Below are 25,678 nucleotides of genomic sequence, written 5' to 3' on the forward strand. Positions count from 1 at the left end.
TCTCCTTAACTGGCGCTGACGAGGCGCTTGGCGCGGTAGCTGTGCGCCACCACATCGCCAACAGCCTCTTGTTGATGGCGCTGCGGTATCTCGGTTTTGGCCACATCCAATAATGGAAACACCAATTCCGCCACGCGGTAAGCCTCTTCCAAATGCGGATAGCCCGAGAAGATGAATGTGTCTATGCCCAAATCGGCATATTCTTGAATACGTGCTGCCACCGTTGCAGGGTCACCGACCAAAGCCGTACCGGCACCACCACGGGTTAAACCCACGCCTGCCCACAGATTCGGGCTCACTTCCAATTTGCTGCGGTCGCCGCCGTGCAAAGCCGTCATGCGCTGTTGTCCGACTGAGTCGTGGCTTTTGAACGCTTCCAAGGCTTGGGCAATGGTGTCGTCATCGACATATTGGATTAACTCATTGGCCGCCGCCCATGCTGCCTCATTGGTTTCGCGCACAATCACATGCAAACGGATACCAAAACGCAGTTTGCGCCCATGTTTGGCAGCCTCGGCCTGTACATCGGCGAGTTTTTCCTTCACCGCTTGCGGCGGTTCGCCCCAAGTCAGGTACAAATCCACTTGCTCACCGGCAAGCCTGTGCGCGGGCGCGGATGAACCGCCAAAATACAAAGGTGGACGCGGTTGTTGCAAAGGCAGATAGTCCAAACGCGCCTTGTCAACGTGGATGTGTTGGCCATGCAACGTCACTTCTTCGCCTTCGAGCAAACGCGTCCATACTTGGGTGAACTCATCGGCTGCGGCATAGCGGTCTTCGTGGTTTAGATACACGCCTTCTGCTGCCAACTCGTCCGGCTTGCCGCCCGTGACCAAATTGAACAAGGCACGGCCATTGGACAAGCGGTCTAAGGTCGCCGCTTGACGCGCCGCCACCGTAGGCGACACCACGCTCGGGCGTATCGCCACCAAGAATTTCAAGCGTTGGGTCAACGGAATCAATGAGGCCGCCACCAAAGCCGCATCATCGCAAGAGCGGCCTGTAGGGATGAGCACCCCCCCATAACCCAAGCGGTCGGCAGCGGTGGCAATTTGTGCCAAATAGTCGTGGTCAACCACGCGAGCGCCTTTGCTACTGCCCAAATAGCGTGATTCGCCTTGTGTTGGTAAAAACCAAAAAATGTTCAAAGCCATGATTTCGTCCTTAATTTGCTTGTTGTATTTGCGTGTTTTATTTTTTCGGAGGCGCTTGCCACACTATGTCTTGTACTTGTACGTGTTTCGGTATCAGCTTCAATTCGTAAAACGCATCCGCCACTTTTTGCTGTTCGGCCACCACCGCTGGCGTGATGTAACTGGCACCGTATTCGCGCCGCTTCACGCCTTCGATGGCTATGTCTTCGGGCAGACCTATCAACTTGGCGGTGATTTTGCCAAAACCGTCCAAATCGGCCTTGATGGCCTCGTCGGCGCGATTCACTTGCGCCACCACGGTTTGAATCAACTCAGGATGCTCAGCCGCAAATTCTTTGCGCGCCAAATAAAACGAATAGCTGGGTTTCAAACCCTCGGTATTGAACAAGGTGCGGGCGCCCAATTGCTTCTCGGCGGCGGCGCGATAAGGCTCCCACACCACCCACGCATCGACATTGCCTTGTTCAAACGCGGCGCGTGCATCCGATGGCTGCAAATAAATCGGCTGGATGTCGCTGTAAGCAATGCCGTATTTCTTCAAGGCTTGCACCAAGGTGTAATGCGCGCTTGAGCCTTTGGTCACGGCGATGCGTTTGCCTTTCAATTGTTTTGGGTCGGTAATGGTGGAATTTTTCGGCAACAACAGGCCTTCCGAATTGGGCGAAGCGGTTTCATGCGCCACATACACCAAGCCTGAGCTGGCGGCTTGGGCAAACACCGGTGGCGCTTCGCCGGTGGTGGCAAAATCCAAATTGCCGGTATTCAAGGCTTCTAACATCGGCGGGCCAGATGGAAACTCCACCCATTTGACGCTGATTTTTTGCGGCGCCAACGCTTGTTCCAAGAATTTTTGGTCTTTCAAAAACACCAAAGAGCCGGATTTTTGGTGGCCAATGCGAATTTCAGACAGCGCATTGTTGGGCTTCGTCGCAGCGGTGGTTTTGCCGACGCTGTTGTTGTCGGCGCAAGCGGTCAGCGCGAGGGTGATGCTGAGGGTTAAAGCTGCTGGGCGTAATAAATTTGCAATGTTCATGCTCATGTGTCCTGATGTGGGTACGGTTTTAGGCGCTGTAAGCGACTTCTGCGTGGCTGTGGCTGACATAAGAGCGACGACATCGCAGGGCATGAACCAATTGCGCAGCGGCTTGATCTAGGCGCTCGCGCAAATCAGCGTCTAACACAGCCTGCTCGGCATGGGTTTGAATTTGGCTGTCGGTGGCAAAAACACCGCTGAGAATTTCTTGCGCTTTTAAAGCGCTCAGAACCGGCTTTAAGGCATAGTCCAGCGCCAATAAATGCGCCAAACTGCCACCGCTGGCGACGGGCAACACCGTTTTGTGCGCCAATGCGTCTTGTGGCAACACATCCAAGATGGTTTTTAACACACCTGAAAACGAGGCTTTGTATACCGGTGTGGCGATGATAAGACCATCTGCTTGCGCCACAGCGGCCTGTAAAGCCACGACACTTGGATGCTGAAAATCACCTGTTAACAGTGCGGGCAGATGCAATTGCTGCACAGAAAAATGCTGGATTTGGATGGCATCGGCGGCCAAGCGTTGGCTGAGGTAGCCGATCAAACTGCTGGATTTAGAAAAGGCTTTAGGGCTGCCTGCCAAGGTCACAATGTGCATCTGTCCGCTCCGTGGATTGATGCTGCACTGTAGCAAGAAAAAATTTATTTAAAAAAGAATATAAAACTATTTTTTAATTCCATAAAAGTATATCAATTCGGTTTTAAACGTTTTAACAATTGTTATTTGCCCTTGCTGCCCACATAATGACTGTTCTCAAACAGGACACGAGCAGGCACATGACAGCAATCTTAATCATCTTGGGCATTATTTTATTGATTGTGGGCATTTTGGGCATCATCTACCCCGCCTTACCGGGCTTGCCCTTGATGTTTTTGGGCGCGCTGTCCATCGCTTATGCCAACGATTTCAGCTATATGGCATGGGGCATTTTGGGTACGATTTTGGTGATTGCGGTGTTGGGCTCTTTATTGGACTATGTCGCCGGCACTTTGGGCGCGAAGTTTACTGGCGCGAGCAAACAAGCGATTTGGGGCAGCGTTATCGGTACGGTGGTGGGGGCGATTTTGTCGTTCACCGGCATGTTTTTTGCCATTTTCTTGGGCCCATTGGTGGGCGCGGCCATTGGTGAATACATTGCCAAACGCGATTTGTTAAAAGCCGGCAAAGTGGGCATAGGCACGTTTATGGGCTTTATTGCTGGCGTGATTGCCAAGATAGGCTGTGCCTTTATCATCGTGTTGACGGTATTGATGGCACATGTGTTGCCGTGGTTGCAACAGCTGTTTTAATAAGCCAGTTTAACATTCAATAGCTCATCAACATGGGCATTCAAACAGACTTACAGGCCGCATCTGCATATCATCAATGTGCACCACAAACTGATGCCCCCATGCTACAAGCGGCCTGTAACAAAAAACAGGCAGCTTAACGCTGCCTGTGGTGTGTTTGCCATTCCCATTCATTTGCTCATAAGGCCATCCCTTTGCAACCATTAATCAGCAGCATACCTATGCTTTGAGCGCAGTCCACCGTATTGGACTTACAGGCCGCATCTACAAAACATTCACAATAAATTGCCATCCATGCTAAAAAGCGGCCTGTAACAAAAAAACAAGCAGCTTAACGCTGCCTGTGGTGTATTTACAATTCCAACTCATCTGCCAATAAAGCCATCAATTGGCGGCCATTAATCAGCTGCATGGCGATGCCTTGGGCAAAGTCCACCGCGTCGGGGGTGAAATGGCCAGACGTGATGACGTAACCACCGTCCACTCCTTCCGCCGCAATCACGCCGTACAATTCGCGCACCACTTTCACGCCCACGCGTTGCGCTTGCCAATGTTTGCACTGCACCAAATAAGTGCAATCGTCGCGCTTCACGATGACATCAATGCCGCCGTCGGCATGGTCGCCACCTTGTGCCTCCACTTCAAAACCATGGCGGCGAAACAATTCTGCCACCAGCGCCTCAAAATCCTGCCAGGTCAATTGGTCAAAACCTTTGCTGCTTTGACGCTGCATGCGTCTGAACACGCTGTCGCCGCGCCAACGCTGCCACATGCCCAATAAGCCAAACAACAGGATTAACACTGGCCACGCGAACTGCAACACAAACGCGACCCAAGTTGCGGCAATGCCCAAACCACGGCTTAATACATGCGTTTGTGCCGCAGTCAAAGCCTCTAGCCACAACCACAAACCATGCAACATCACCGTACCGAACACAGCCAATACCAGTGCCAACCAAAAACGTTGTGCCGCCACTTGGCGGCACAGAGCAGCCAACCAAGTGGTTGGCTTTAACCACGACATATACTTCCTAACTTGCTGCTGCTAATAATTCTTGTACCACCGCGGGCACGCCGCTGCTGGCCACTTCGGCGCGAATTTGCACATGCTCAGCCATGGGCTTGGCCGCTGGGTCTATGTAGTAAATCGGAATGTCCAACGGCGCATAATCCAGCAGACCAGCCGCTGGATACACTTGCATCGAAGTGCCGACCACCAGCACCACATCGGCAGTGGCGATCACGCGTATCGCCACCTCTATCATCGGCACGGCCTCACCAAACCAGACAATGAACGGCCGCATCGCATAACCTTGCGGGTCGGTGTCATCCAACTGTTGGTCGCCTTGCCAAGCAATCACATAGTCTTCGTTGACACTGCTGCGCACCTTGGTCAGTTCGCCGTGCAGGTGCAATACCTGCGTGCTGCCCGCACGTTCGTGCAAATCATCGACGTTTTGGGTGATGATGTGCACATCGTAAGCCTGTTCCAACGCAACCAAGGCCAGATGCGCGGCATTGGGATGGACTTGCTGCAATTGCGCACGGCGCTGGTTGTAAAAATTCAATACCAATTGCGGATTGCGGGCAAAGGCTTCGGGCGTGGCCACTTCTTCAACGCGATGCCCTTCCCACAAACCACCGGCATCGCGAAACGTCAACAAACCGCTCTCGGCGCTGATGCCAGCGCCAGTTAACACCACGACTTTTGGACGCGTTGCCATTAAGCGCCGTGCTCCGCCTTAAATTGCAACACTGCCGCTTCCAATTTAGGCAAAGCGGCCTGTAAATCCTCATCGCTCAATAATAAGCTCGGCGCAAAACGCACCACATTGGTGCCGGCATTCAAAATCATCAAGCCGTGTTGCAAGGCCACTTTAACAAATTCACCGGCTTTGTCATGGTAGGCATCGGCCAAGACCGCACCGATGAGCAAGCCCAAACCGCGCACTTCAGCAAACACGCCGTGTTGTGCACCGATTTGGCGCAATGCGGCCTGTAAACGCTCACCTTGAGCCTGCACATGGGCCAAAGTATCGGGATGGTTGATGATGTCAAACGCGGCATTGCCCACAGCAGCGGCCAAAGGATTGCCACCGAAGGTGCTGCCATGCGTACCCGGAGCGAAGCTTGGCGCTACTTTATCAGTGGTCAACATCGCACCGATGGGGAAACCGCCGCCCAAGGCTTTGGCTGAAGACACGATGTCTGGCACCACATCAAAATGCTCGTGCGCAAACAATTTGCCCGTACGGCCCATGCCGGTTTGCACTTCATCCAAGACCAGCAAAACATGGTGCTCGTCACACAAGCGACGTGCGGTCTGTAAGAATGCAGCGCTCGCTGGCAACACACCGCTCTCGCCTTGCACCGGCTCTATCACCACCGCACAGGTTTTGTCACTGATGGCCGCGGCCAAAGCGTCAACATCGTTAAACGGAATGTGTTTGATGCCCGCTGGCAATGGCGCGAAGCCTTTTTGGTATTTGGGCTGACCACCGACGCTGACGGTGAACAAAGTGCGACCATGAAAGCCATTCACACAGGCAATGATTTCATTTTTTTCAGCACCAAAATGGTCATATGCATATTTCCGTGCTAATTTAAACGCTGCTTCATTCGCTTCGGCACCAGAATTGCAGAAGAACACTTTGTCGGCAAACGTGTGTGCCACCAAACGCTGCGCCAATTGTTGCGCCGGCGCGGTGGTATAGATATTGGAAATGTGCCACAACTTGGCCGCCTGCTCGCTCAATGCGGCCTGTAAAGCCGGATGGCAATGGCCCAAAGCGTTGACCGCAATGCCGCCCGCCAAATCCAAGTATTCGCGACCTTCGGTATCCCAAACATGGCTGCCTTGAGCGCGATCAGGGACAACGGGAGCAAAAGCAAAATTAGGGGTTAAGTAGTTTTCCATTTGGTAATCGTCTGTGCTGAGCAAAAGCCGTATTGTAGGCGCTTGTATCTGGTTTGACCATGCAACTTTTTGAAAAGTGTAACACAATTAATTGCGGTTTCAAGCAAAATATGATTTTCAAGCCAAGCAACTGTTAGTGTAAATATTGTTTGATTTACAAAAATAAACACTTAGTCAGATTTTGCCTCGGTACAATACCGCCGAGAATGAATCACTACCTTCTGTCCTTATTAAATTGAGTCAAGATACGAAAAAGGAACGCTTATGTTAAACGTGCTGTGTCGCAAACCCATTTGGTACGCTGGTATTTGCCTGAGTATCGGTTTGGGTTTTGCCTTGCCTGCACACGCCGATGACATCGACGTGATAGGCGAATTTATCCAAGAACAAAACTTGGCCAAGCCTGAGGCCACGCCTCAAGCACAATTACAAGAGTTCACCAGTGACGTCCAACAATTGGGCCCAGCGCTGAATTCACAATCGGCATTGATCATGGATGCCAATTCTGGCAAACCGATTTACCAAAAAAATGTCAACAGCGTGCGCTCCATCGCCTCCATCAGCAAATTGATGAGCGCCATGGTGTTGCTCGATGCGGGTTTGGACAAAAACGAACGCATCACCATTACCGATGCGGAAATCGACCGCTTAAAAGGCACTGGCAGTCGCTTGTCGATAGGCACGACCATGAGCCGCGAAGAGTTGCTACACATCGGCTTAATGAGCAGTGAAAACCGCGCCATTCATGCCTTGGCACGCACTTACCCAGGCGGCATGCCTGCGTTTGTATCGGCGATGAACCGCAAAGCACAGCAATTGGGCATGAACAACAGCCGTTTTGTTGAACCAACTGGCTTGAGCCCACAAAACGTGTCTACCGCCAATGACTTGGCCAAAATGGTACAAGCAGCAGCGCAATACCCACAAATTCGCTATTTCTCTACCCACAACAGCGCCACTGTTTACACCAGCAATGGCAAAACCCAGCAATACAAAAACTCCAATGCCTTGGTGCGTGAAGGCTCTTGGCCCATCATCGTGCAAAAAACCGGCTACATCCGTGAAGCTGGCCGTTCTATGGTGGTAGAAACCCAAGTTCAAGGCCGCCCTGTCATCATGGTGTTGTTGAACTCACCCAGCTCAGCCACCCGTGTCAACGATGCGCGCAGCTTGGGCTATTGGTTGCAAGGACAACGTCCAGCGTAATCAGCATCGCCAACACAGCAAAAGCCATCTCATAGAGATGGCTTTTTGTGTTACAGGCCGCCTAATCAGCAGCTCAAGTCTGTTTACAGACCGCTTGCTGTGCATATTCAACATAAAAACAGCCTGTAACAATGCCTGTTGCCATCCAACCAATGGGCATTACAGGCCGCTTATTTCAATGATGGTGCACTGCAGCCGCATCATCGTTTTTGACAGGAATGAATGGCGCGCCCAATTCAGCAGCAGCGTGGCCGTTGATTTTCTGGCCAGACACGTCTGTCCACAACAAGCGTCCGTTTTCACACTGTTGTTCCAATTTGAAATACAGCTTGTCCGTGCCGGCAGGAATGGCGGCGGCATAGGCTTTGAACACAAATTCATCGTATTCATCGTCGCCCAAGCGCCCTTGCCATGTCAGCTCGTTCACGCCTTGTTTGAGCGGTGTGCCGTAATAATCGTAGGTTTGTGCGTACGCACCTTCGCTTTTGTTGATGCGCCAACCGGCTTTAGGCTGTGGCTTCACCGCAATAATGCCTTCAGGGATGTGGATTTTGATGGCGGTGGTGGCGCTGCTCTCACAACCATGTGGTACGGCAATCACCGCTTTAAACGATTGACCACGGCTGACGCTGTCAGGCGACAACATACCAACATGCGCCTGTGCTTGTGCCGCGCACAACAAGACCGCCGCACCGATTGCTAAAATGATTTTCATGATGATGTTTCTTTTTTTTGACGGCGCATTATGCCCAGTTTTGCGGGGCAAGACACTGCGACAAATTGTCGCAGTCAGCTCACGTCGTCAAGAAAATCAGCAAGGGCAAAGTCAACAGGCTTAACAAGGTTTGCAAGCTGATGATGCTGGCCATCAGCGGCGCATCGCCTTTTAATACCTTGGTCAAAATATAAGACGCAGATGCCGTCGGCAGACCAAAGAAAATGACCAACACTTGGGTAGCCACCACACTTAAGCCAAACCATTGACACATGCCCCACGCGAGCAGCGGAATGCACAACAAACGCCAAGCGCTGTTCAATAGCACCAAACGCCATTGCGCGCGCACTTGGGTAAATTGCAAGGCCGCACCCACACACAGCAAACCCATGGTCAAGCTGCAAGTGGCCAACAGTTTTAACAATTGCTCCAAGCCTTGCCACAAGGGAATGTGCAACACATTGACCAAGATGCCGGCGATACAAGAGCTGACCAAGGGATTTTTCAACACCGATGTCAACACATTGCCCAAACGCAATTGCTCTTGCGGCAGCAAGGCCACGATGGACAACACATTGACCAAGGGTATGCACACCGCCAAAATCACCGCCAGCATTTGTGCACCGCTGGCCGCCGCCAAGGCCGACACCACCGCCAAGCCGATGTAAGTATTGAAGCGCACCGCGCTTTGCACATACACGCCAAACCGCGCCGGTGGCAGCTTCCGATGCCAGCGCAAACCGTACATCACCACCATCACCAGCGCAATCACGCTCAGCATGGTCCAAATCACATTGGACAAATGCAGCCAATCGGCTCGCGCCAAAGCCAGAGAAGAAAACAATAAGGCGGGAAAAAAGACGTAATAATTGAGTTTTTCGGCGCCGCTCCAAAAATCGTTCGCCAATACCCGTCGCTGCTGCAACAGATAACCGCTCACAATCAAGGCAATAGAAGGAAATAACGCCAATAAGATATGCTGCATCAAAGGTTCACCAATAAGCACGGCCCAGACAGCGCAACATGCCCTACCCACGACCAGAAGCCGCCTAGCTTAGCACAGACCAGAGAAGCCAACACAGACAAACATGCCAAGAGCAAGCACAAATACATTTACAGGCCGCTTATGCATTAATAGCAATGCGCACAAACGCAAATCAATAGAGAATGACAACTGAAACAATAAATATTAAGAGAGGGAAAACTGAGAACAGCAAATGGTGGCCAGAGGCGGGATCGAACCGCCGACACACGGATTTTCAATCCGTTGCTCTACCGACTGAGCTATCTGGCCATGATGTGTCTATAACACGTTTGAACTCTGTAAATACAGAGGTAAAAAAATACCGCCTTGTAGCGGTGCTTAAGTGGTGGCCAGAGGCGGGATCGAACCGCCGACACACGGATTTTCAATCCGTTGCTCTACCGACTGAGCTATCTGGCCGCGCTTAAGAGATGCGTATTAAAACATTAATATGAAAGTGACGCAAGCACTTTCCGCCATTTCCACCACGCTATCTGAAAACACCTTGTTTTTACATGCGATTTAATCGGCTTGCTTGCATGCACTTATGGCCTTACAGGCCGCTTAGATGGATTTATCAGCCTTCGACAATTGCGCCGCCACTTCGGCAATGATTAATTGACTGCTGATAACAGGACTGGCCTCGGTTTCGGCGGTTTGTGGCCGTTGGTGCGCGGCTTTGAAAGCATCAGATTCACGCCACACCTGAAAATCGGCCAAGCTGTCCCAATACATGTTCACACTCATTTCATCACAATCTTCTAACTCGGCCACCAATACCTCAACCTTGTGAAAACCTGCAAAAGCCAACAGTGCTTGCGAACGGGTAAAGCGCGGCGCCATCTCCTTGCCCTTGCCTTTGTGTACGCGAATTCGATTGGTGACCACCATCATATTGAATACTCCTTTATTTTGCCCAAAGCCTTGCTCAGCTTGAGCCGAGCGCATGGATACAGTATGCCACGCGTTTAAAACCACAGACACTTGCTTGACAAATCTTGACCCTTCTTGAATAATATTAATGATAATCGTTATCAAAATCATTAACTATCAAAATAACGACATCCAACAATAATAAACAACCCAGCGGGACACCACCTTGTTCGTGGTTTTATGCACTGATTCAGGAAAGTTGAACTATGATACGCTCGCTCCGCCCCATCGTAAGCTGTGTTTACAGCGCTTTGGCCATTTTGTCTTCCGCTGCAGCGATCGCCGCCGACAGCGACGAAGTCGACACGCCCTTGCCGCCGATTTATGTCGAAGCGCAGCAAGGCGACAGCAGCAATGCCTCCACCCAAGTACTCAAACGCCAAGACTTGGACAAGGCCGGCGCCGAAGACCTCAAAACCTTGCTGCGCTATGAACCGGGGGTAGAAGTTGAGTCGCAATCCGGCCTTACCAATGGCAATTTCAACATCCGTGGCATTGCTGAAGACCGCGTGTGGGTAATGGTCGATGGTTTGAACCTGCCCGATGCGTTCAAAGACAGCTTTTGGTATGGCGGCGGTGGCGCACGCGGCAAAAATGGCATGACGTTTGGTCAAAATTTGGTCGAACCCGATACCATCAACACGGTCAGCGTGGTCAAAGGCCCGTTTGAAGCGCAATACTCCAATGAAGCCATAGGCGGCGCTGTCAACATGCGCACTTACGACCCCGAAGACCTGATTGCTGAAGGCAACAACTACGGTGCCTTATTCAAAAGCGGCTATAACAGCGGCAATCAAGGCTGGGCCGCCACCGTCGGTGGCGCAGCGCGCAATGACTTGGCGTCTGGTTTGATCATGTACACCCACCGCGATTATGCCGAGGTGCAAACCGCCGGCACGCAAGCGAACGAACAAGACAACCGCAGCAACAATGTCTTGTTCAAAGGCAAGCTGGACTTGGGCGAGCACCAACTCAGCGCCACCGGCGAATACTTCAAACGCGATGGCCATTCCAAAGACTTGCTCAGCCTCAACAGTTTTGACGACACCAATAGCGAACGCGTGCGTGGCAGCTTGGCATACCAATACTTGCCCGACAATACCACCGCCTTACAAGCGATTAAGGCCGGTTACGACTACCAAGATTTGCAATCGGACATGTTGCAAACCGAAGCCAGCCGCAGTGCTCTCAATCGCCATTTACAAGGCTATAACCAAACCCAACACCGCGCTTACGCACAAGGTTTGTGGCAGTTTGATGCAGGTATCGAACACAATGTATTGGCCGGCATAGACTACCGCCGTGTCGAAACGTCTACCGACAGACACAGCGTCAATTACGACCTCAGCAGCGGTGCGCAAATTGGCGCGGCCGACGATTTGCTGTATTACCCCGCCAATACCAAAAACGTGTGGAGCGCCTTTATTCAAGACCGCATGGTGTTTGATAACGGCGTGTCTTTAACCCCAGCCCTGCGCTACAGCCACGAAAAAGCCACGCCCAACCGCGCCGATTTTGCGCGCTTGAAAAATCAAGCCAATGTGGATTTTGACGACATGATTGCGGGCGCAAGCTACAGCAAGCTGTTGCCAAGTTTAAAACTGAATGTGCCGCTGAATGACAGCCATCAGTTATTTGCCGCCTACGCCCGCGGCTTTAAAGCGCCGCAATACGATGCCCAAGGAGCAGCCTCACACAGCGTGCTCAATGGCATGATTCAGTATTACAACGTGCCCAATTTCGATTTAAAACCGGAAGAATCCGACAATTTTGAATTCGGCTGGCAACACGACAGCGCCAACACCCACGCCAAAATCACCGGTTTTTACAACCGCTACAAAAACTTCATAGCAGAAAGCCAAACCGTGCGCACCCTCTATCCTACAGGCCGGCCTATGCCTATGGTGATGGAATTGAGCTCGGTCAACTTGGACAAAGTTGTGACGTATGGCCTCGAAGCGCGCGGCCAATACGATTTTGCCCCATATTGGAATGTCAACGGCAGCCTGTTCTGGATGCGCGGCATCAACAAAGAAGACGACAGCCACATGAACAGCGAATTGCCAATGAAGCTGCGCTTGGGCGTGGCTTACGCCAATGAAACTTGGGGAGCAAACGCCGATTGGACGCTGAGCCGAGCCAAAACCGAATACGCCACTGCCGACAAAGCCACGCCGAAAACACCAGGCTATGGCTTGCTGGATGTGGGCGCATTTTGGAAACTCAACAAAAATGCCAAGCTCACCCTCAATGCCTACAATGTGTTGGACAAGAAATACTGGTTGCCCGCCGACATGTTGTGGCTGAACACCACTGGCCAACTCGACAAACAAGACAGTTACACCCAAATGGGCCGCGCCATCAGCGCCGGCATCAACATCACGTTCTAAACCAACTGGGTTCGCAAGCCCATACCCACCACAACACCAGCTTTACAGGCCGCATTCCCTTATATAAGCGGCCTGTAAACCCAATACAGGAAACCAGCATGACGACCTTATGGCAACAATACCAAACCCTCAAAGCCGAACAAGCCTATTTGTTCCAATACGATGCCGCGCGTGAACTGGGCGTGAGCGAAGGGGCGCTGCTTGCCAGCGCGCCCGATTCGATTTATTTGGGCAGCGATTTTGTCGGCATTTTTAACCGCTTACAAGCGCTGCAACAAGTACAATTGGTGGTACGCAATCAGTGCGCCGTGCATGAAAAAATCACCCGCATCACGCCGTTAAAGCTGAATGAAAAAGTCGGTTTGGCCATAGATGTCGGTGGTTTTGACGTGCGTCTGTTTCCACAAAAGTGGCAACATGTGTTTGCCCACGACTTTGTCACCCACGGCAAAACCATGCGCTCGATTCAATTTTACGGCGCGCACGGTTTTGCCTTACAGAAAGTGTATTTGCACAGCAGCGACGACGATGCGCTGTGGCAAGCCATCATCGACGATTTCAAGCAGGCGCAAAAACCGACTTTTCTGCCGCAAGTGCAACCGACTGCCGCGCCAACCATAGACTTAAGCCCCAGCGACATACTGGCTTTTCAACAGCGCTGGCGCAATATGAGCAATATCCACCATTTCTTTGGCCTATTAGAAGAATTCAAGCTGTCGCGCCAACAAGCGTTTGCCTCGGCTCCGCGCGGTTATGCCTTCCAAGTCGACAACACTTGTGTCGAAAAAGCCTATGCAGCGGCGACGGCATCCGCAGTACCATTGATTACCTTTGTCGGCAATCACGGCATCATTCAAATTCAAACTGGTACGGTTAAGAATGTGTCGCGCCAACGCGGCTGGTTGAATATTTTTGACCAAAAACACAATGGCTTCACCTTGCATTTGGATGACAGCAAAATCGCCTCCACTTGGTTGTTGCTGCGCCCTACCCGCGATGGCATTGTCAGTTGCTTGGAATGTTTGGACGCATTTGGCCACACCGTATTGACCGTATTTGGACAACGGGTTGAAGGCGAAGCCGAGTTAAGCAGTTGGCGCGAGGTGTTACAGGCCGCTACGGGCAAGACGATTAACGATGAGGTGATGGCATGAGAATCACACGACACAGCCTGATTCTGGGCAGTCTCTTGGGCATGAGTCTGGGCATGGCACAAGCGGCCGAGCGCATTGTGGTGCTCAGCAGCGACATCGCCGACATCATGGTGGCCTTAAAAGCCGAAAACTTGGTGGTCGGTCGCGACAGCTTGAGCAAGGCGCCAACGCTTGCACAAGCCAAGAACATCGGCATGTTTCGCAATCTGACTGCCGAACCCATCGTCGCCTTAAAGCCAACCGTGGTCTTGGGCAGTTATATGGTCAACCCGGCCAGTATTTATGGCCAATTAAAGCGCCAACAAATCAAAGCGCTGAATGTGATTCCGCAGCAAAGCGAACAATCATTCGCCAAAGGCATCGTGGAAGTGGGAAAATACGCCGGTAAATCTCCCCAAGCTGGGGCCTTGGCACAAACATGGTTGCGACAAATGCAGGCGCGCGCCAAAACCGGCAAGCGCTATGTGTTCACTTACGATGGCCAAATGGTGGCGGGCAAAAACACCGTCGCCGATACCTTGATACGGTTGGCAGGTGGCGTAAACGCCGCCGCCCACATCGACGGCATGAAACCGATTGCCCGCGAAACATGGCTGACCTTAAAACCCGATGTGGTCGTCATCGCGCAACACAGCTTGCCCGCCGTCGGTGGCAGTGTCGCCGCGTTCAAACAGCGGCCTGAAATCGCTGCCTCTGCTGCCGCACGCAGCAATAAGGTAGTGGCCATGAGTGCTGGTGAGGCCTTCAGCTTGGATTTGAACAGCCCAAAAACCGTGGACAAACTGCATGCGCTCGCTCGTTAAATCTGTACCGTATGGCCGTCTCGCTGCCCCCCAAGCCTTGTTGTGGCTCTTGGGCAGCGCGCTGCTGATTTGGTTGTGTTTGGGCGTCGGTTTGGGCGAGTGGCAACGCCCCGACCAAATCGACCCCATGATTTGGGACTTGCGTTGGCCGCGCGTGTTGGTGGCCTTATTGGTGGGCATGTCTTTGGCCGTGGCCGGCGCCGCCATGCAAGCCTTGTTTGCCAACCCTTTGGCCGACCCCAGTCTCATCGGCACTTCTAGCGGTGCGGCTTTGGGTGTGGTCATTGTGTTGGCGTTTGGTTTGGGCGGCTTGGGTGTGTCTTTGGCGGCTTTCTTGGGCGCGATGGCCGTGTGTCTATTGGTCTTGTCTGTGCACCATTTGCTCGGTTCAGGCCGCTTAGGCTTGCTGATTATTGGCTTTGCCATCAGCTCGTTTTGCCTTGCCATTGTCAGCCTGATTTTGTTTGTGTCGGATGACATGGTGTTGCGCAGCGCCACCAATTGGTTGGCTGGCAACCTCGGTGCGGCCGGTTACACCCCCATCCATTACGCCGCCGCCATCATGGTTGTGGGCTTGCTTTTGCTCATCGCCAAAGCCCGCGATTTGGATGTGTTATTGCTCGGCGATGAAACCGCCCGCTCCATGGGCATACATGTGCAGCGTTCGCGCTTGCTCATTGTCGTCGCCACCGCCATGTTAACCGGTGCGGCCGTGTCTTTGTCCGGCGTCATCGGCTTTATCGGCATGATGGTGCCCAATGTCATCGCCACTGTCTGGGGCGGCACCCGCGCCAGCATCATGTGGCGCTCAGCCGGCATCGGTGCACTGTTTTTGCTGCTGGTTGACACCGTCGCCCGCCACATTGTTTACCCAATAGACTTGCCCGTCGGCATCGTGATTTCGCTGTTGGGCGCGCCATTTTTCTTGTGGTTATTCGTGAAAGGCATGCGCACATGAACGATTTATTTCACTTAAGCGGCCTGCAAGTGGCGTATGGCGCGCGCGTGATTTTGGACATAGCCGATTTGCACATCCGCAACCACGCCACCACCGCCATCATCGGCCCCAATGGCGCCGGCAAATCGACGCTGCTCAAAGCCTTATTGGGCGGCCATCCTTGTCGCCAATTACACTGTTTAGGACAAGATGCCGCCCAAGTGTTGCAACTAGGTAAAATCGCGTGGGTAGGCCAACACGAAACCTTTGCCACACCGTTAACCGTCTTGGAATATGTGTTATTGGGGCGTTACCCGCATCTGGGCTGGCTCTCACGCCTCAGCGCCCGCGACATCACCTATGCCGAAACCCTATTGGCCGAATTTGAATTGGCCGCGTTCGCAGGCAAACGCTTGCAAGCCTTGTCTGGTGGGGAAAAACAACGCGCCGCACTGGTGCGCGCACTGATGCAAGACACCAACATCTTGCTGCTGGACGAGCCCAACAACCACCTCGACATCAAGCACCAACACCAATTGATGCAACACTTACAGCGCTACCAACGCCACAAAGACGTCAGCTCCGTCATCGTCTTACACGACTTGGCCTTGGCAGCAAACTACTGCGAGGAAGTCATCTTGCTCGCGCAAGGCCAAGTCATCGCCCAAGGCCAACCACATGAAGTGATGACGGCCGAACATTTGTTGCGCGCCTACCAATGGCCGATTACGCCTGAGCAACGCAATGGGGCGTGGTATTTTGATACGTTTCAAGCGGCGGTTTAGACAGCGCATTTGTATCGTTTTGTCGCCTTAATAAGCCTTATTTTGATTGCTTAAACAGTTACAGGCCGCTTCATGCGGCCTGTAACTGTTGAATCTGTGCCGTATTGCTCTACCACGTTCATATGCACCCTAAACGCGTATTACAGCCTTATCAAACTCACTCGCTTACTTGAATCATCTGTACAAAGACTTACAGTCCGCATTAAGCGGCCTGTAAGTTCTCAATCACATTCAACTGACCATATTACGACCAGTGTATGCTTGTCTGTGCTATTTGCCCTCAGGCAAGGCATAAGCCACCAAGGAGTCGCCCATTTTGGTGCCAAAGGAGCCATGTCCGCCGGCCATGATGAGCACGTATTGTTTGCCATCGACGGCATACGTCATCGGTGTGGCTTGGCCGCCTGCGGGCAAGCGTCCTTCCCACAATAATTCACCATTGCCCACATTGTAAGCGCGCAGGTAATTGTCTTGTGTGCCGGCGACAAACATCACATTGCCCGCAGTCGACATCACACCGCCCAAGCCAGGTACGCCGATTTTCACTTTCGGCAATTGGAACAACTTAGGCAAGCTGTCGCGAATGGTACCGATGCGTTTTTTCCACACCACTTGGTTGCTTTGCAAATCGACACCGGCCACGTAACCCCAAGCAGGTTGTTTGCATGGCAAGCCCAATGGTGACAAGAATGGATTCATTTCCACGCCATAAGGCACGCCATACATCGGTTGCAAACCGGTTTCTTTGCCCTCGCCTTGCGGGATGCGTTCGCGATTCGGGTCTTGTGGTATGAGTTTCGATACAAATGGCAAGCCAATTGGGTTCATCAAACCGATTTGACGGTCTGGGTTCACCGACATGCCGCCCCATTCAAACACGCCCAAATTGCCGGGGAACACTAAGGTGCCGTTTTCTGAAGGTGGGGTGTAAATGCCGTCGTAATTCAATTGTTTGAACATGACACGGCACACCAATTGGTCAAACATGCTGCCGCCCCACATGTCTTTGTCTTGCAGTTTGTCGGCGGGCGCCAGATTCAAATCCGAAAATGGTTGGGTAGCAGAATAATGCTCGCCTTTGGTTTGTGGGCCTCGTTTTACTGTTTGTGGTACGGGTTTTTCGGTAATCGGCACGATGGCTTTACCGGTATGGCGGTCAAGCACAAACACATTGCCGGTTTTGGTCAGCACATAAATCGCTGGCACTTTGTCGCCATTCGGACGGGTAATGTCTATCAGTGATGGTTGAGATGGCACGTCCATGTCCCACAAATCGTGGTGGGTGGTTTGGAAATGCCATTGCAACTTACCCGTACTGCCGTTCAAGGCCACGATGGAGTTGGCAAAACGCTCTTTCAACTCGCTGCGGTCGCCGCCCCAAATGTCGGGCGTGCCCACACCGGTTGGCACATACACGGTGTCGCTGGCCTCATCGTAAGCCAACGGTGCCCATGCGTTCGGTGAATTGTGCACAAATTTGCCTTGTTCACCCGGCATTTGATTTGGGTCTTCGGCACCGGTATCAAACACCCAGCGCAAGGCGCCAGAATTGACATCGTAAGCACGAATCACACCTGAAGGCTCATGATTGGAATGGTTGTCGGTGACCGAACCGCCAATAATGATGCTGCTGGCTGTGACCACTGGCGGTGAGGTCGGGTTATAACCGCCGCGGTAAGGATTGGGCATATTGGCTTGCAAATTCACTTCGCCATTGTTGCCAAAATCGCTACACGCTTTGCCCGTATCGGCGTTCACCGCAATCAAGCGACCATCGTTCACCGGCAAGATGACTTTGCGTGGACACACTTGTGATGGTGTAGTGGTGGCGGTATTGGCTGTGACCATGGTCGCGGCGTGGGCATCATCGTGATAAGACACACCACGGCAAGTCAAATGCTGGAAGGTTTTGGTTTGTGACAATTTTGGATCGAAACGCCACAAGCGTTTGCCGGTTTTGGCATCCAAGGCATCCAAGAATTGGTGGGTGGTACAGATGTAGACAATGTTGCCGACTTTAATCGGTGTCACTTGGTTGGTGGTTTCGCCCGAATCATGTGCGGTTTTAAAGTCTCCAGAATGGTAAGTCCAGGCTTCTTGTAGCTTGTGCACGTTTTGTTCGTTGATTTGTGTCAACGGCGAATAGCGCGCGCCGCCTTGAGTACGGGCATAAGCTGGCCAGTCTTCATTGACAATGCCAGCGGTTTGCGCTGGAGTTGGCTGCGCACGGCTGATTGAGCCATTGATTTCTTGCGGGTCGTTAAACCAGCTGTATACCAACACTGCCAATACTGCCACCATGGCTGTGGCGATGACGGCTTTGGGCTTGCCTGCGGCGTCTAAATGGCGGCCTGTAAACGGCAAAATCAGCCACAAACCGAGCAAGAACCACACATCAACACGCGGTGCCAAGGCCCAAAAATCGCTGCCCGATTCCCATAAGCCCCACACCAAAGTGGCGATTAAAATGGCGGCGTATAGCCACAAACTGCTGCTGCGGTTTTTGGCATACAACACGGTGGCAATGGTCAAGACCACGCCCACAATGAGGTAATACCAAGAGCCACCCAACCCGATTAACCAAGCGCCACCAATCAGCAAATACAGACTGGTTAACGCCATAATGATTAAGTAAATCACCTTAGGCCATGTTCGCGGCGTCGTTTTCATGGTGAATTCACTCCTTCAAAAAATTGAAATGAAAAACAATTTTGCGGTGACAACGGCGGTGTGACTCAGCTTCGTCCTAGGCTTAGGAACCAACCTATCCAGTCACACAGCACTGTCAACAAAATCATCTCGGCCAGCCAGCCTCACACTGATTGTGTGACGGCATGCCAGCCTGTTTTTATTGCTGAATAAACCCTCAGGATGGCGACCACCACATTTACAGGCCGCACATCATTGAGGTTAAAACGTCTTGCGCAAACCCAAACCGATGCTGTAAGTGCTGGCTTTTTGCCCCACAGTATCGCCTTGGGCATTCAGCACATAAGCCTCGGGCTTGCGTATCCAGCCCAAAGACGTCATGGCGATGGTGGATTTGCTGAAGGCGTAATCGCTGCCGATGATGACTTGGTCGTACGAGGTATTGCTGACTTTGCGCTGTCCTGTAGCCAAGGTTTCGTCCCAGCCATGTGCGTACGAAGCGCGTGGGGTAAAACGCCCCCATTTGTATGAGGCCGACACCACGGCTTCATGGGTTTTGACGGTGGGGCTTAAGGTTTTGCTGGCGGTGGCAAATTTCTTCGCCCACAAGCCTTGGAAACCATCGGTGTATTGGTAGCCCACGCCGACATAAGTCTTTTTGTCGTCATAGCCTGCCAACAACCGCCACAATTTGGCATCGCGTACCTCGCCCGTGTCCACGCTTTGGTGTTTGTACAGGCCGGCCGCACCTTTCACATACCACGCCTGTCGTTGGTAACCACCAGCAACAATGGTGGCTTGGTTGTACACCGTGGCAGCGTCGCCCGCATCGGTATCCATGCTGTCGGCCAATTGGTGGGTGATGTTGAAATCAAAGCCGTGGCGGTGTGGCATGTCATAGCGCACTGCTTGCCAACGCTTATCGGCACGCATGAAGATTTTCAAGCCTTTCGGGTCGTTGGCATCGCCTTTGGACTCACCACGCCCTACCAATAATTTTTGGTTTTGCACGCCAAACATGCCATCGCTCAGATAACCGACCCGCAACGTGCCCAAATCCTCATTTTGAATGCCGACAAACGTGTCATAGCTGTTCCAGCCTTTCATCTGACCCTCGCGGTCGCCATTCAAGGAAATGGCGCTTTCCACTTGCCAAATCAAATCGGTGCCATCGCCCAAAGCCTCGCTGCTTTTCAGGCCGATTTTGGACAAATAGTCTTCCATTTGTGTGACCGAACCCGCAGCGTCGTGTTGCTTGGTATAGGCCACGCCACCTTTTAATTGACCGTACAAAGTCACCTCAGCAACAGCTGGCAGGCTCACACACAACACACTGACACCCCAGCCCCAACGTGGCACTAACATGGTTTTCTTTCTTTAGGCGAGTTTCAACAAAACAGCCATCTTCGGCACCGTAGCGACACGAAGATGGCATTCGATAGGGTCACGGTCTGTGACAGACCTGTGTGCAAGCCATAGGTTTAATCGCCGCAGTAAAAACACCGACACGCGGCCCGAACCATTGCACACAGAGGCACAAGCACAGTGCCAAATACAAGCATCCCGTACACACGGGCAACACAGCTGCGGCTCAAGGTGCATCAACAGTAGCTTTACTACACACACTCTGCACTACCACAAGCAAACCACTGCTGACACCGCACGCATAATACTCTAATTTTAATTAACATTAAAATAAAATTTCGATTTTACGCGAGGTATTGCAATGACATTCCAATAATTAAACTATACGTGCACGCTTAAACTTAAAGCGGCCTGTAAACTCAACTAGGCATTAATTCATCATTATCAATATATTAACGCGCCGCTCAATTTTTACACCATCCCATAAGTCACTAACACCCTGATTTGATACACACTGTGGCAAACGCAAAACAGGCTGCATTCTCTGCAGCCTGTAGTTTTATTACAAAATGAACTGTTACACATGGTTGGGCGTGATTTTGGCCTCGCGTATGGGCAAATGAATCAGCGCCGCCACCGCCGCCAACACCATGTCGGCATACCACATCCAGCGGTAATCACCGAATTCCACCATGGACACGCCGCCCAAATACGCGCCCAAGAAGCCACCGATTTGATGTGAAAACAGGGTTAAACCAAACAAAGTCGCTAAATAGCGAATGCCAAACAGCTTACCAACCAAAGTGGCGGTAGGCGGCACGGTTGCCAAGAAGGTAAAACCGATGCCGATGGCAAACACATAAAATACCCACGGCTCGCGCGGCATATTGATGAACCACAGCACAAACACCACCCGTATCGCATACATCCAAAACAAGATGTATTTGCTGCGGTAGCGCGACACCCAGCGTCCAGCCAACAAGCTGCCCGCCACATTGGCCAAACCGATAATTGCCAACGACCAACCGGCGACTTTGGCATTCAGGCCGCATATCGCCACCTCGCCCGGCAGATGCGTCACCAGAAAGGCCACATGGAAACCACAGGTAAAAAAGCCCAAATGCAATAACAAATAATCGCGGTTTTGTAAGGCATTGATGACGGTCTGTTTCAAGCCTATGCCGCTGTTGTCTTGCGCCAATGCCGAGGGCGCGGATTTCGGTTTGGTCGCTGCAAAAATCAACGGTATTGTGCTCAAGGTAATCGCCGCCACCACCCACAAAGACTGCATCCAGCCAACGGTTTTAATCAATACCTGTATCAACGGTGAAAACACCACTTGCCCAAACGAGCCACCCGCATTCAAGATGCCGGTGGCATTGCCGCGCATTTGCGGAGTAATGTGTTGCGCCACCGCGCCCATCAACACCGAAAAACTGCCTATGCCCGAACCGATTGCCGACAACACCCCCAAACTCACCATCAAACCAAAAGAGTTGGTCCACAACGGTACCAGTACCAAACCACTGATTAAGATGGCCATGCCCAACAGCAAAATCGGCCGCGAGCCATAGCGGTCGGCCAAAGCACCGGCGATGGGTTGGATGGTACCCCATAAAAACTGCCCTACGGCCAAGGCCAAGCTGATGGAAGCGATGTTGACGCTGGTGGATTGGCTGATGGGCTGGATGTACAAACCCAAGGAATTGCGCACGCCCATGGTAATCATCAAGATGATGGCGCCGGCGCACACCATCAGCCACAAAGACCGATGCGATTGTGTGGTGGTAGACATGACTTCTCCGCTGTCTGGTTTTATCGTTGGTATCAGTACACTGACCTGGATAAGCGGCCTGTAAGCTTACAGGCCGCTTGCACCTTATGTACTGCACAACATGGTAAACTATAACAGCACTGTAACAGTCAAGAGGAAAGTCATGAATTTGGCCAAAGTTTCTGCGCTCACCCAAGTGAGCCCACGCATGTTGCGCTATTACGAACAACTGGGTTTGCTGACTCCGAAACGCTGCGACAACAATTACCGCAGCTACAGCGACCACGACATCGAATGCATTACCAAGATTAAAATTCTCAATGATGCGGGGATGAATTTAAAAGCCATCCATTGGCTGCTGCCGTGTTTTGATTTGAATAGCCAATCGTTCAAGCTGTGCCGCATTGCCAATGAATTGGTCGAACAAGAATTGCTGCTCATTGCCGATAAATTACAGCAATTACAGCAATCTCAAGCCTTATTGCAGTCTTTTTTGGCCAAAAGCCAACAATTACAGGCCGAGGCAGGGACACCATAAGCCCTCGCTATCATCATCAACATCCCATGATGCTCACAATAAGCGGCCTGTAAACACTGTCAGGCCGCTGATGCGGCACTTGCCATCATCGACAAGTGGCAGCGCCATCTAACTGCTTTCAAAATCAACTGTTTTCTCAAAATGCTGAGCAAGTGCACAAATTATGCTTTTCCCCTTTTTTATCAATCATGCACATCAAAATAGCTGATTTACTTGCCATTCTGTTCAAATACATCAATTCGTGGCATGATGAGCCATGACATATTTATTCCAATAGATTAATCAAATTGTCATTAATTATTGATTAATTAATGCTGTTTACATGGATTGAGACATGGTTTTTCCACTCAATAAAACCGCCTCTGTGTGGAAAATTTGCCTGATTTTGGCTTTGGGCGCTTTTTCCATGGGCAATGCCAAATACTCCATCATTCAATTGATGCCGATGATTGCGGCCGATTTCCAAGTACCGCTGCGCGAAATTCAAAAAGCCGTGGTGGCCTACTTTTGGGGAGGTATCCTCGGCGCGCCCTTGTTTGCTATTGTCTGCCGCAATTGGAACAAACACCACACTTTGGTGTTTTTGAGCATTTGGTGTTTTTTAGGCAATTTAAGCAGCTCTTTCGCTACCAATGCCGAAGTATTGCTGTGTTTGCGCTTTTTAAGCGGTATGCCACATGGTGCATTTTTGGCGTTTGCCGTGTTGAGCATGGCGCAAGCGTCGAACAAGGCCCAAGTGGGACGCTATGTAGGCGTGGTATTGTTAGGAGTATCCATTGCCACGGTGTTTGCAGCACCCTTCAATGCGTGGATAGGCGAAACCCAGTCTTGGCAAAGCGCGTTTCGCTTTGTGGCCTTGTGCGACATTCTCATCGCCTTATTGGTACATGACTTTCTGCCGCAAGAGCGCAGCAAACCCGCTCCTGTCAGCGTGCGGCAATTGTTACTCAGCTTACACAGCAAGCCGGTATGGCTATTGTTGTTGATGGAAGGCTTGATTACCGCGTGCGTGACCACAGTGTGGTCTTTCAGCGTGTTGATACTGTCTACCCATTCCACCACACCGAGCAATTTGGAATTCATCGCCACCATGGTGTTGGCCATAGGCTTTTTGTGCGGTCAAGTGTTGGGCATCTACATCGCCAATGGCAATACGCACAAGTCCATAGGCTGGTCTTGCTTGGCGACTTTGGCCAGCAGCGTGTTGATTTGGGTGTTTTTAGACAATTACCGCATCGCCTTAATCGGCGTGTTTTTGCTGAACAGCACCTTGCTCATCAATATTTTGATTCAAGTGCATTTATTGCACATCGTCAGCCACAGCCGCTATTTGGTGTTTTGTTTGCTCAATGGCGCACTGTTCATCGGCAATTTTGCCGGTTCTTTGGGTGCGTATGGGGTATTGCAATGGACGGGGAAAAACCATTCGGTGTTGATTTTGGGCATGGTGTTTGCCTTCTTGGCCGTCATTGCATGGCTGTGTTTGAACCAAATTAACCTCAAATCCCGCAGCTTAAAACAACCAGCCACTTAAGTAGCACCAAAATTTATTGTTTGAATTCAAACCAATGTGGAAACCAAATGCATGCATAGACTCTCTTAATACCCTTGCATAAATATTCCTTATCAAAAAGGCATTTCAGAAAACAAGCATCTGGAATAATATGTCATCTTGAAAGTGACAGTGATTCTTGATTACACAGGAAAAAACGGTACACTACACACGATTATTCACACAATTTAAGCCTTCAAACCTCTACCGAAGCATTACATTGTGCCGAATTGTTAAATTGGAATTTCTATGCCCACTGCCGCTTTTTCTACCGATGCCAATGTTTCACCCATGCGCTGCATGTTGGTGTTGATGGTGGGTGCGTTCGCGATGGGCAATGCCAAATTTTCCATCATTCCCTTGGTGCCCACCATTGCCGCCGATTTGCACAGCACGCCCAGCGAAATTTTGCACGCAGTATTTGCCTATTTTTGGGGCGGTTTGATAGCCGCACCGATTATGGCCGTGGTGTTCCGCAACTGGAGCAAGCCGCGCATCTTAACCTGGCTCAGCATCTGGTGTTTTCTGGGTAATTTGCTGACCTCGTTTGCCACCAACGCCGACATGTTGTATTGGCTGCGCTGGTTCAGCGGCATTCCGCATGCGGCGTTTTTGGCCTTCTCTACCTTGCTTATCGCCGAAGTGGCGCCTGCCAATCAGCGCGGCCGTTATTTGGGTTTGAGCTTGGTCGGTATTTCCCTGTCCACCTTATTTGTGGTGCCTTTCAATACTTGGGTGGGCATAGACTATGGTTGGCAAATCTCGTTTCGCTTTGTCGCCTTGCTCGATTTGTTGATTTTCTTGCTGATACACGACTTGCTGCCGCAAAGCAGTACTCCACCGGTACCGCAATCGGTGCCACAGCAATTACAAGCCTTAAAAAGTCCACGCTTGTGGCTGTTGTTTGCCGTGGCCTTGTGCATCCTCATCAGCACCACCGCAGCTTGGACTTACAGCATCGCCTGGTTTAACCAACACCCACACCCTACCCTTAATTTGCGCGTCATCGTGTTAATCATCTTGGGTGTTGGCTTCATCATCGGCCAAATTGCAGGAGGTTGGGCGGCCGACCACAAAATCGACCGCTACATCGGCCTGAACACCTTGTACACATTGTTTGCCGTGGTGTTTGCCTTATCGTGTTTGTTTGATTTTCGCTTGGGCTTATTGGGTGTGCTGTTCATCAGCATCGCCTTTTCCCTCGTCAATGTGATGATGCAAATCCGCTTATTGGAATACCCACCTGCCGCCTTGTACATGGTCTTGTGTGTGTTCAATGCTTGCATACAAATGGGCAATTTTATCGGCTCATTGCTGGCCAAAGCCGCACCGAGTTTTTCCCAACCGACGCTGCATCTGACCCTGATTTTGAGCATCATGCCGCTCATCGCCGCTGTTTTGTGGTATTGGATCATCAAGCATCCAAAGGCCGAGCACGCCAACGAAGCGGCTTAGA

General features: G+C 51.5%; 22 protein-coding genes and 2 tRNA genes. 10 read left to right on the forward strand and 14 right to left on the reverse strand.

The features are described 5' to 3' along the window. Window positions 1-5: 5 nt before the first annotated feature. From ssuD to ssuE, 3 genes are read right to left on the reverse strand one after another with little or no spacing between them, the layout of a single operon-like run. Window positions 6-1,154, reverse strand: coding sequence for an FMNH2-dependent alkanesulfonate monooxygenase (gene ssuD / locus BN3003_RS09060; protein ID WP_058356341.1), 1,149 nt, complete (start codon window positions 1,152-1,154; stop codon window positions 6-8). Between the two features lie 37 nt (window positions 1,155-1,191). Then, window positions 1,192-2,187 (reverse strand): sulfonate ABC transporter substrate-binding protein, encoded by a 996-nt coding sequence (locus BN3003_RS09065; protein ID WP_058356342.1) that lies wholly within the window; start codon window positions 2,185-2,187, stop codon window positions 1,192-1,194. Window positions 2,188-2,215: 28 nt separating this feature from the next. Beyond that, window positions 2,216-2,788, reverse strand: a complete 573-nt coding sequence (gene ssuE / locus BN3003_RS09070) for an NADPH-dependent FMN reductase (protein ID WP_058356343.1) — start codon at window positions 2,786-2,788, stop codon at window positions 2,216-2,218. Between the two features lie 179 nt (window positions 2,789-2,967). Between ssuE and BN3003_RS09075 the strand changes: the two genes are divergently transcribed. After that, entirely contained in the window at window positions 2,968-3,480 is a 513-nt protein-coding gene (locus tag BN3003_RS09075; RefSeq protein WP_058356344.1) for a DUF456 domain-containing protein, read from the forward strand. A 352-nt stretch (window positions 3,481-3,832) separates the two neighbouring features. Here the strand turns inward: BN3003_RS09075 and BN3003_RS09080 are convergent, their stop codons facing one another. The 3 genes from BN3003_RS09080 to BN3003_RS09090 are packed head-to-tail and all read right to left on the reverse strand — an operon-like array spanning window position 3,833 to window position 6,397. Beyond that, window positions 3,833-4,504, reverse strand: coding sequence for a restriction endonuclease (locus tag BN3003_RS09080; RefSeq protein ID WP_058356345.1), 672 nt, complete (start codon window positions 4,502-4,504; stop codon window positions 3,833-3,835). Between the two features lie 7 nt (window positions 4,505-4,511). Beyond that, window positions 4,512-5,204 (reverse strand): Sir2 family NAD-dependent protein deacetylase, encoded by a 693-nt coding sequence (locus BN3003_RS09085; RefSeq protein ID WP_058356346.1) that lies wholly within the window; start codon window positions 5,202-5,204, stop codon window positions 4,512-4,514. Beyond that, a complete protein-coding gene (locus BN3003_RS09090) occupies window positions 5,204-6,397 on the reverse strand; it encodes an acetylornithine/succinyldiaminopimelate transaminase (RefSeq protein WP_058356347.1) in 1,194 nt (397 codons plus the stop codon). The genes BN3003_RS09085 and BN3003_RS09090 overlap by 1 nt, the downstream gene beginning before the upstream one ends. 264 nt (window positions 6,398-6,661) lie before the next feature. Here BN3003_RS09090 and BN3003_RS09095 point away from each other — a divergent pair, with 264 nt between their 5' ends. Continuing rightward, a complete protein-coding gene (locus BN3003_RS09095) occupies window positions 6,662-7,603 on the forward strand; it encodes a D-alanyl-D-alanine carboxypeptidase family protein (protein ID WP_058356348.1) in 942 nt (313 codons plus the stop codon). 175 nt (window positions 7,604-7,778) lie between these two features. On the opposite strand, the gene BN3003_RS09100 is transcribed toward BN3003_RS09095, so the two are convergent. The 5 genes from BN3003_RS09100 to BN3003_RS09120 all read right to left on the reverse strand — a co-directional run bounded on the left by BN3003_RS09100 (window position 7,779) and on the right by BN3003_RS09120 (window position 10,236). Beyond that, window positions 7,779-8,318 (reverse strand): YcnI family copper-binding membrane protein, encoded by a 540-nt coding sequence (locus BN3003_RS09100; protein WP_058356349.1) that lies wholly within the window; start codon window positions 8,316-8,318, stop codon window positions 7,779-7,781. A gap of 79 nt (window positions 8,319-8,397) precedes the next feature. Beyond that, on the reverse strand, window positions 8,398-9,303 hold the full coding sequence (locus BN3003_RS09105; protein ID WP_058356350.1) for an AEC family transporter: 906 nt from the start codon (window positions 9,301-9,303) through the stop codon (window positions 8,398-8,400). A gap of 233 nt (window positions 9,304-9,536) precedes the next feature. After that, window positions 9,537-9,612: transfer RNA gene (locus BN3003_RS09110), tRNA-Phe, on the reverse strand. A 74-nt stretch (window positions 9,613-9,686) separates the two neighbouring features. Continuing rightward, a tRNA-Phe gene (locus tag BN3003_RS09115) sits at window positions 9,687-9,762 on the reverse strand. A 144-nt stretch (window positions 9,763-9,906) separates the two neighbouring features. Then, complete coding sequence (locus BN3003_RS09120; protein WP_058356351.1) at window positions 9,907-10,236, reverse strand: heme oxygenase; 330 nt, start codon at window positions 10,234-10,236, stop codon at window positions 9,907-9,909. 245 nt (window positions 10,237-10,481) lie between these two features. Between BN3003_RS09120 and BN3003_RS09125 the strand changes: the two genes are divergently transcribed. The 5 genes from BN3003_RS09125 (at window position 10,482) to BN3003_RS09145 (ending at window position 16,344) form a co-directional block, all read left to right on the forward strand. After that, the gene (locus tag BN3003_RS09125; protein ID WP_058356352.1) at window positions 10,482-12,665 is read left to right on the forward strand and encodes a TonB-dependent hemoglobin/transferrin/lactoferrin family receptor; all 2,184 of its coding nucleotides are present in this window, start codon (window positions 10,482-10,484) and stop codon (window positions 12,663-12,665) included. A 98-nt stretch (window positions 12,666-12,763) separates the two neighbouring features. Next, window positions 12,764-13,819: a hemin-degrading factor gene (locus BN3003_RS09130; protein ID WP_058356353.1), complete on the forward strand. Its 1,056-nt coding sequence runs from the start codon at window positions 12,764-12,766 to the stop codon at window positions 13,817-13,819. Further along, window positions 13,816-14,622: a heme/hemin ABC transporter substrate-binding protein gene (locus BN3003_RS09135; RefSeq protein WP_199822574.1), complete on the forward strand. Its 807-nt coding sequence runs from the start codon at window positions 13,816-13,818 to the stop codon at window positions 14,620-14,622. Before BN3003_RS09130 ends, BN3003_RS09135 begins: the two co-directional genes overlap by 4 nt. Continuing rightward, window positions 14,606-15,580 carry a FecCD family ABC transporter permease gene (locus tag BN3003_RS09140; protein ID WP_058356354.1) on the forward strand — a complete coding sequence of 325 codons (975 nt, stop codon included), beginning with the start codon at window positions 14,606-14,608 and terminating at the stop codon, window positions 15,578-15,580. Before BN3003_RS09135 ends, BN3003_RS09140 begins: the two co-directional genes overlap by 17 nt. Next, window positions 15,577-16,344 (forward strand): ABC transporter ATP-binding protein, encoded by a 768-nt coding sequence (locus BN3003_RS09145; protein ID WP_058356355.1) that lies wholly within the window; start codon window positions 15,577-15,579, stop codon window positions 16,342-16,344. Before BN3003_RS09140 ends, BN3003_RS09145 begins: the two co-directional genes overlap by 4 nt. 270 nt (window positions 16,345-16,614) lie before the next feature. On the opposite strand, the gene BN3003_RS09150 is transcribed toward BN3003_RS09145, so the two are convergent. From BN3003_RS09150 to BN3003_RS09160, 3 genes are all read right to left on the reverse strand, one after another. Continuing rightward, on the reverse strand, window positions 16,615-19,014 hold the full coding sequence (locus tag BN3003_RS09150) for a glucose/quinate/shikimate family membrane-bound PQQ-dependent dehydrogenase (RefSeq protein WP_058356356.1): 2,400 nt from the start codon (window positions 19,012-19,014) through the stop codon (window positions 16,615-16,617). A gap of 240 nt (window positions 19,015-19,254) precedes the next feature. Beyond that, a complete protein-coding gene (locus tag BN3003_RS09155) occupies window positions 19,255-20,358 on the reverse strand; it encodes a porin (RefSeq protein ID WP_058356357.1) in 1,104 nt (367 codons plus the stop codon). Between the two features lie 577 nt (window positions 20,359-20,935). Then, entirely contained in the window at window positions 20,936-22,153 is a 1,218-nt protein-coding gene (locus tag BN3003_RS09160) for an MFS transporter (protein ID WP_058356358.1), read from the reverse strand. A gap of 142 nt (window positions 22,154-22,295) precedes the next feature. Here BN3003_RS09160 and BN3003_RS09165 point away from each other — a divergent pair, with 142 nt between their 5' ends. From BN3003_RS09165 to BN3003_RS09175, 3 genes are all read left to right on the forward strand, one after another. Beyond that, entirely contained in the window at window positions 22,296-22,670 is a 375-nt protein-coding gene (locus tag BN3003_RS09165; protein ID WP_058356359.1) for a MerR family transcriptional regulator, read from the forward strand. 334 nt (window positions 22,671-23,004) lie between these two features. After that, a complete protein-coding gene (locus tag BN3003_RS09170; protein ID WP_058356360.1) occupies window positions 23,005-24,204 on the forward strand; it encodes an MFS transporter in 1,200 nt (399 codons plus the stop codon). 267 nt (window positions 24,205-24,471) lie between these two features. Further along, window positions 24,472-25,677, forward strand: coding sequence for an MFS transporter (locus BN3003_RS09175; RefSeq protein WP_058356361.1), 1,206 nt, complete (start codon window positions 24,472-24,474; stop codon window positions 25,675-25,677). Window position 25,678 lies beyond the last annotated feature (1 nt).

Source organism: Vitreoscilla massiliensis (genome assembly GCF_001457815.1).
GTDB lineage: Bacteria > Pseudomonadota > Gammaproteobacteria > Burkholderiales > Neisseriaceae > Vitreoscilla > Vitreoscilla massiliensis.

Bases quoted from the DNA above. Each gene is read 5' to 3' on its own strand.
- BN3003_RS09140 (WP_058356354.1), top strand. From the start codon at position 14,606: ATGCGCTCGCTCGTTAAATCTGTACCGTATGGCCGTCTCGCTGCCCCC.
- BN3003_RS09080 (WP_058356345.1), bottom strand. From the start codon at position 4,504: ATGTCGTGGTTAAAGCCAACCACTTGGTTGGCTGCTCTGTGCCGCCAA.
- BN3003_RS09135 (WP_199822574.1), top strand. From the start codon at position 13,816: ATGAGAATCACACGACACAGCCTGATTCTGGGCAGTCTCTTGGGCATG.
- ssuE (WP_058356343.1), bottom strand. From the start codon at position 2,788: ATGCACATTGTGACCTTGGCAGGCAGCCCTAAAGCCTTTTCTAAATCC.
- BN3003_RS09105 (WP_058356350.1), bottom strand. From the start codon at position 9,303: ATGCAGCATATCTTATTGGCGTTATTTCCTTCTATTGCCTTGATTGTG.
- BN3003_RS09170 (WP_058356360.1), top strand. From the start codon at position 23,005: ATGGTTTTTCCACTCAATAAAACCGCCTCTGTGTGGAAAATTTGCCTG.
- BN3003_RS09120 (WP_058356351.1), bottom strand. From the start codon at position 10,236: ATGATGGTGGTCACCAATCGAATTCGCGTACACAAAGGCAAGGGCAAG.
- BN3003_RS09155 (WP_058356357.1), bottom strand. From the start codon at position 20,358: ATGTTAGTGCCACGTTGGGGCTGGGGTGTCAGTGTGTTGTGTGTGAGC.
- BN3003_RS09085 (WP_058356346.1), bottom strand. From the start codon at position 5,204: ATGGCAACGCGTCCAAAAGTCGTGGTGTTAACTGGCGCTGGCATCAGC.
- BN3003_RS09125 (WP_058356352.1), top strand. From the start codon at position 10,482: ATGATACGCTCGCTCCGCCCCATCGTAAGCTGTGTTTACAGCGCTTTG.
- BN3003_RS09095 (WP_058356348.1), top strand. From the start codon at position 6,662: ATGTTAAACGTGCTGTGTCGCAAACCCATTTGGTACGCTGGTATTTGC.
- BN3003_RS09150 (WP_058356356.1), bottom strand. From the start codon at position 19,014: ATGAAAACGACGCCGCGAACATGGCCTAAGGTGATTTACTTAATCATT.
- BN3003_RS09175 (WP_058356361.1), top strand. From the start codon at position 24,472: ATGCCCACTGCCGCTTTTTCTACCGATGCCAATGTTTCACCCATGCGC.
- BN3003_RS09090 (WP_058356347.1), bottom strand. From the start codon at position 6,397: ATGGAAAACTACTTAACCCCTAATTTTGCTTTTGCTCCCGTTGTCCCT.
- BN3003_RS09165 (WP_058356359.1), top strand. From the start codon at position 22,296: ATGAATTTGGCCAAAGTTTCTGCGCTCACCCAAGTGAGCCCACGCATG.
- BN3003_RS09145 (WP_058356355.1), top strand. From the start codon at position 15,577: ATGAACGATTTATTTCACTTAAGCGGCCTGCAAGTGGCGTATGGCGCG.
- BN3003_RS09100 (WP_058356349.1), bottom strand. From the start codon at position 8,318: ATGAAAATCATTTTAGCAATCGGTGCGGCGGTCTTGTTGTGCGCGGCA.
- ssuD (WP_058356341.1), bottom strand. From the start codon at position 1,154: ATGGCTTTGAACATTTTTTGGTTTTTACCAACACAAGGCGAATCACGC.
- BN3003_RS09160 (WP_058356358.1), bottom strand. From the start codon at position 22,153: ATGTCTACCACCACACAATCGCATCGGTCTTTGTGGCTGATGGTGTGC.
- BN3003_RS09065 (WP_058356342.1), bottom strand. From the start codon at position 2,187: ATGAACATTGCAAATTTATTACGCCCAGCAGCTTTAACCCTCAGCATC.
- BN3003_RS09075 (WP_058356344.1), top strand. From the start codon at position 2,968: ATGACAGCAATCTTAATCATCTTGGGCATTATTTTATTGATTGTGGGC.
- BN3003_RS09130 (WP_058356353.1), top strand. From the start codon at position 12,764: ATGACGACCTTATGGCAACAATACCAAACCCTCAAAGCCGAACAAGCC.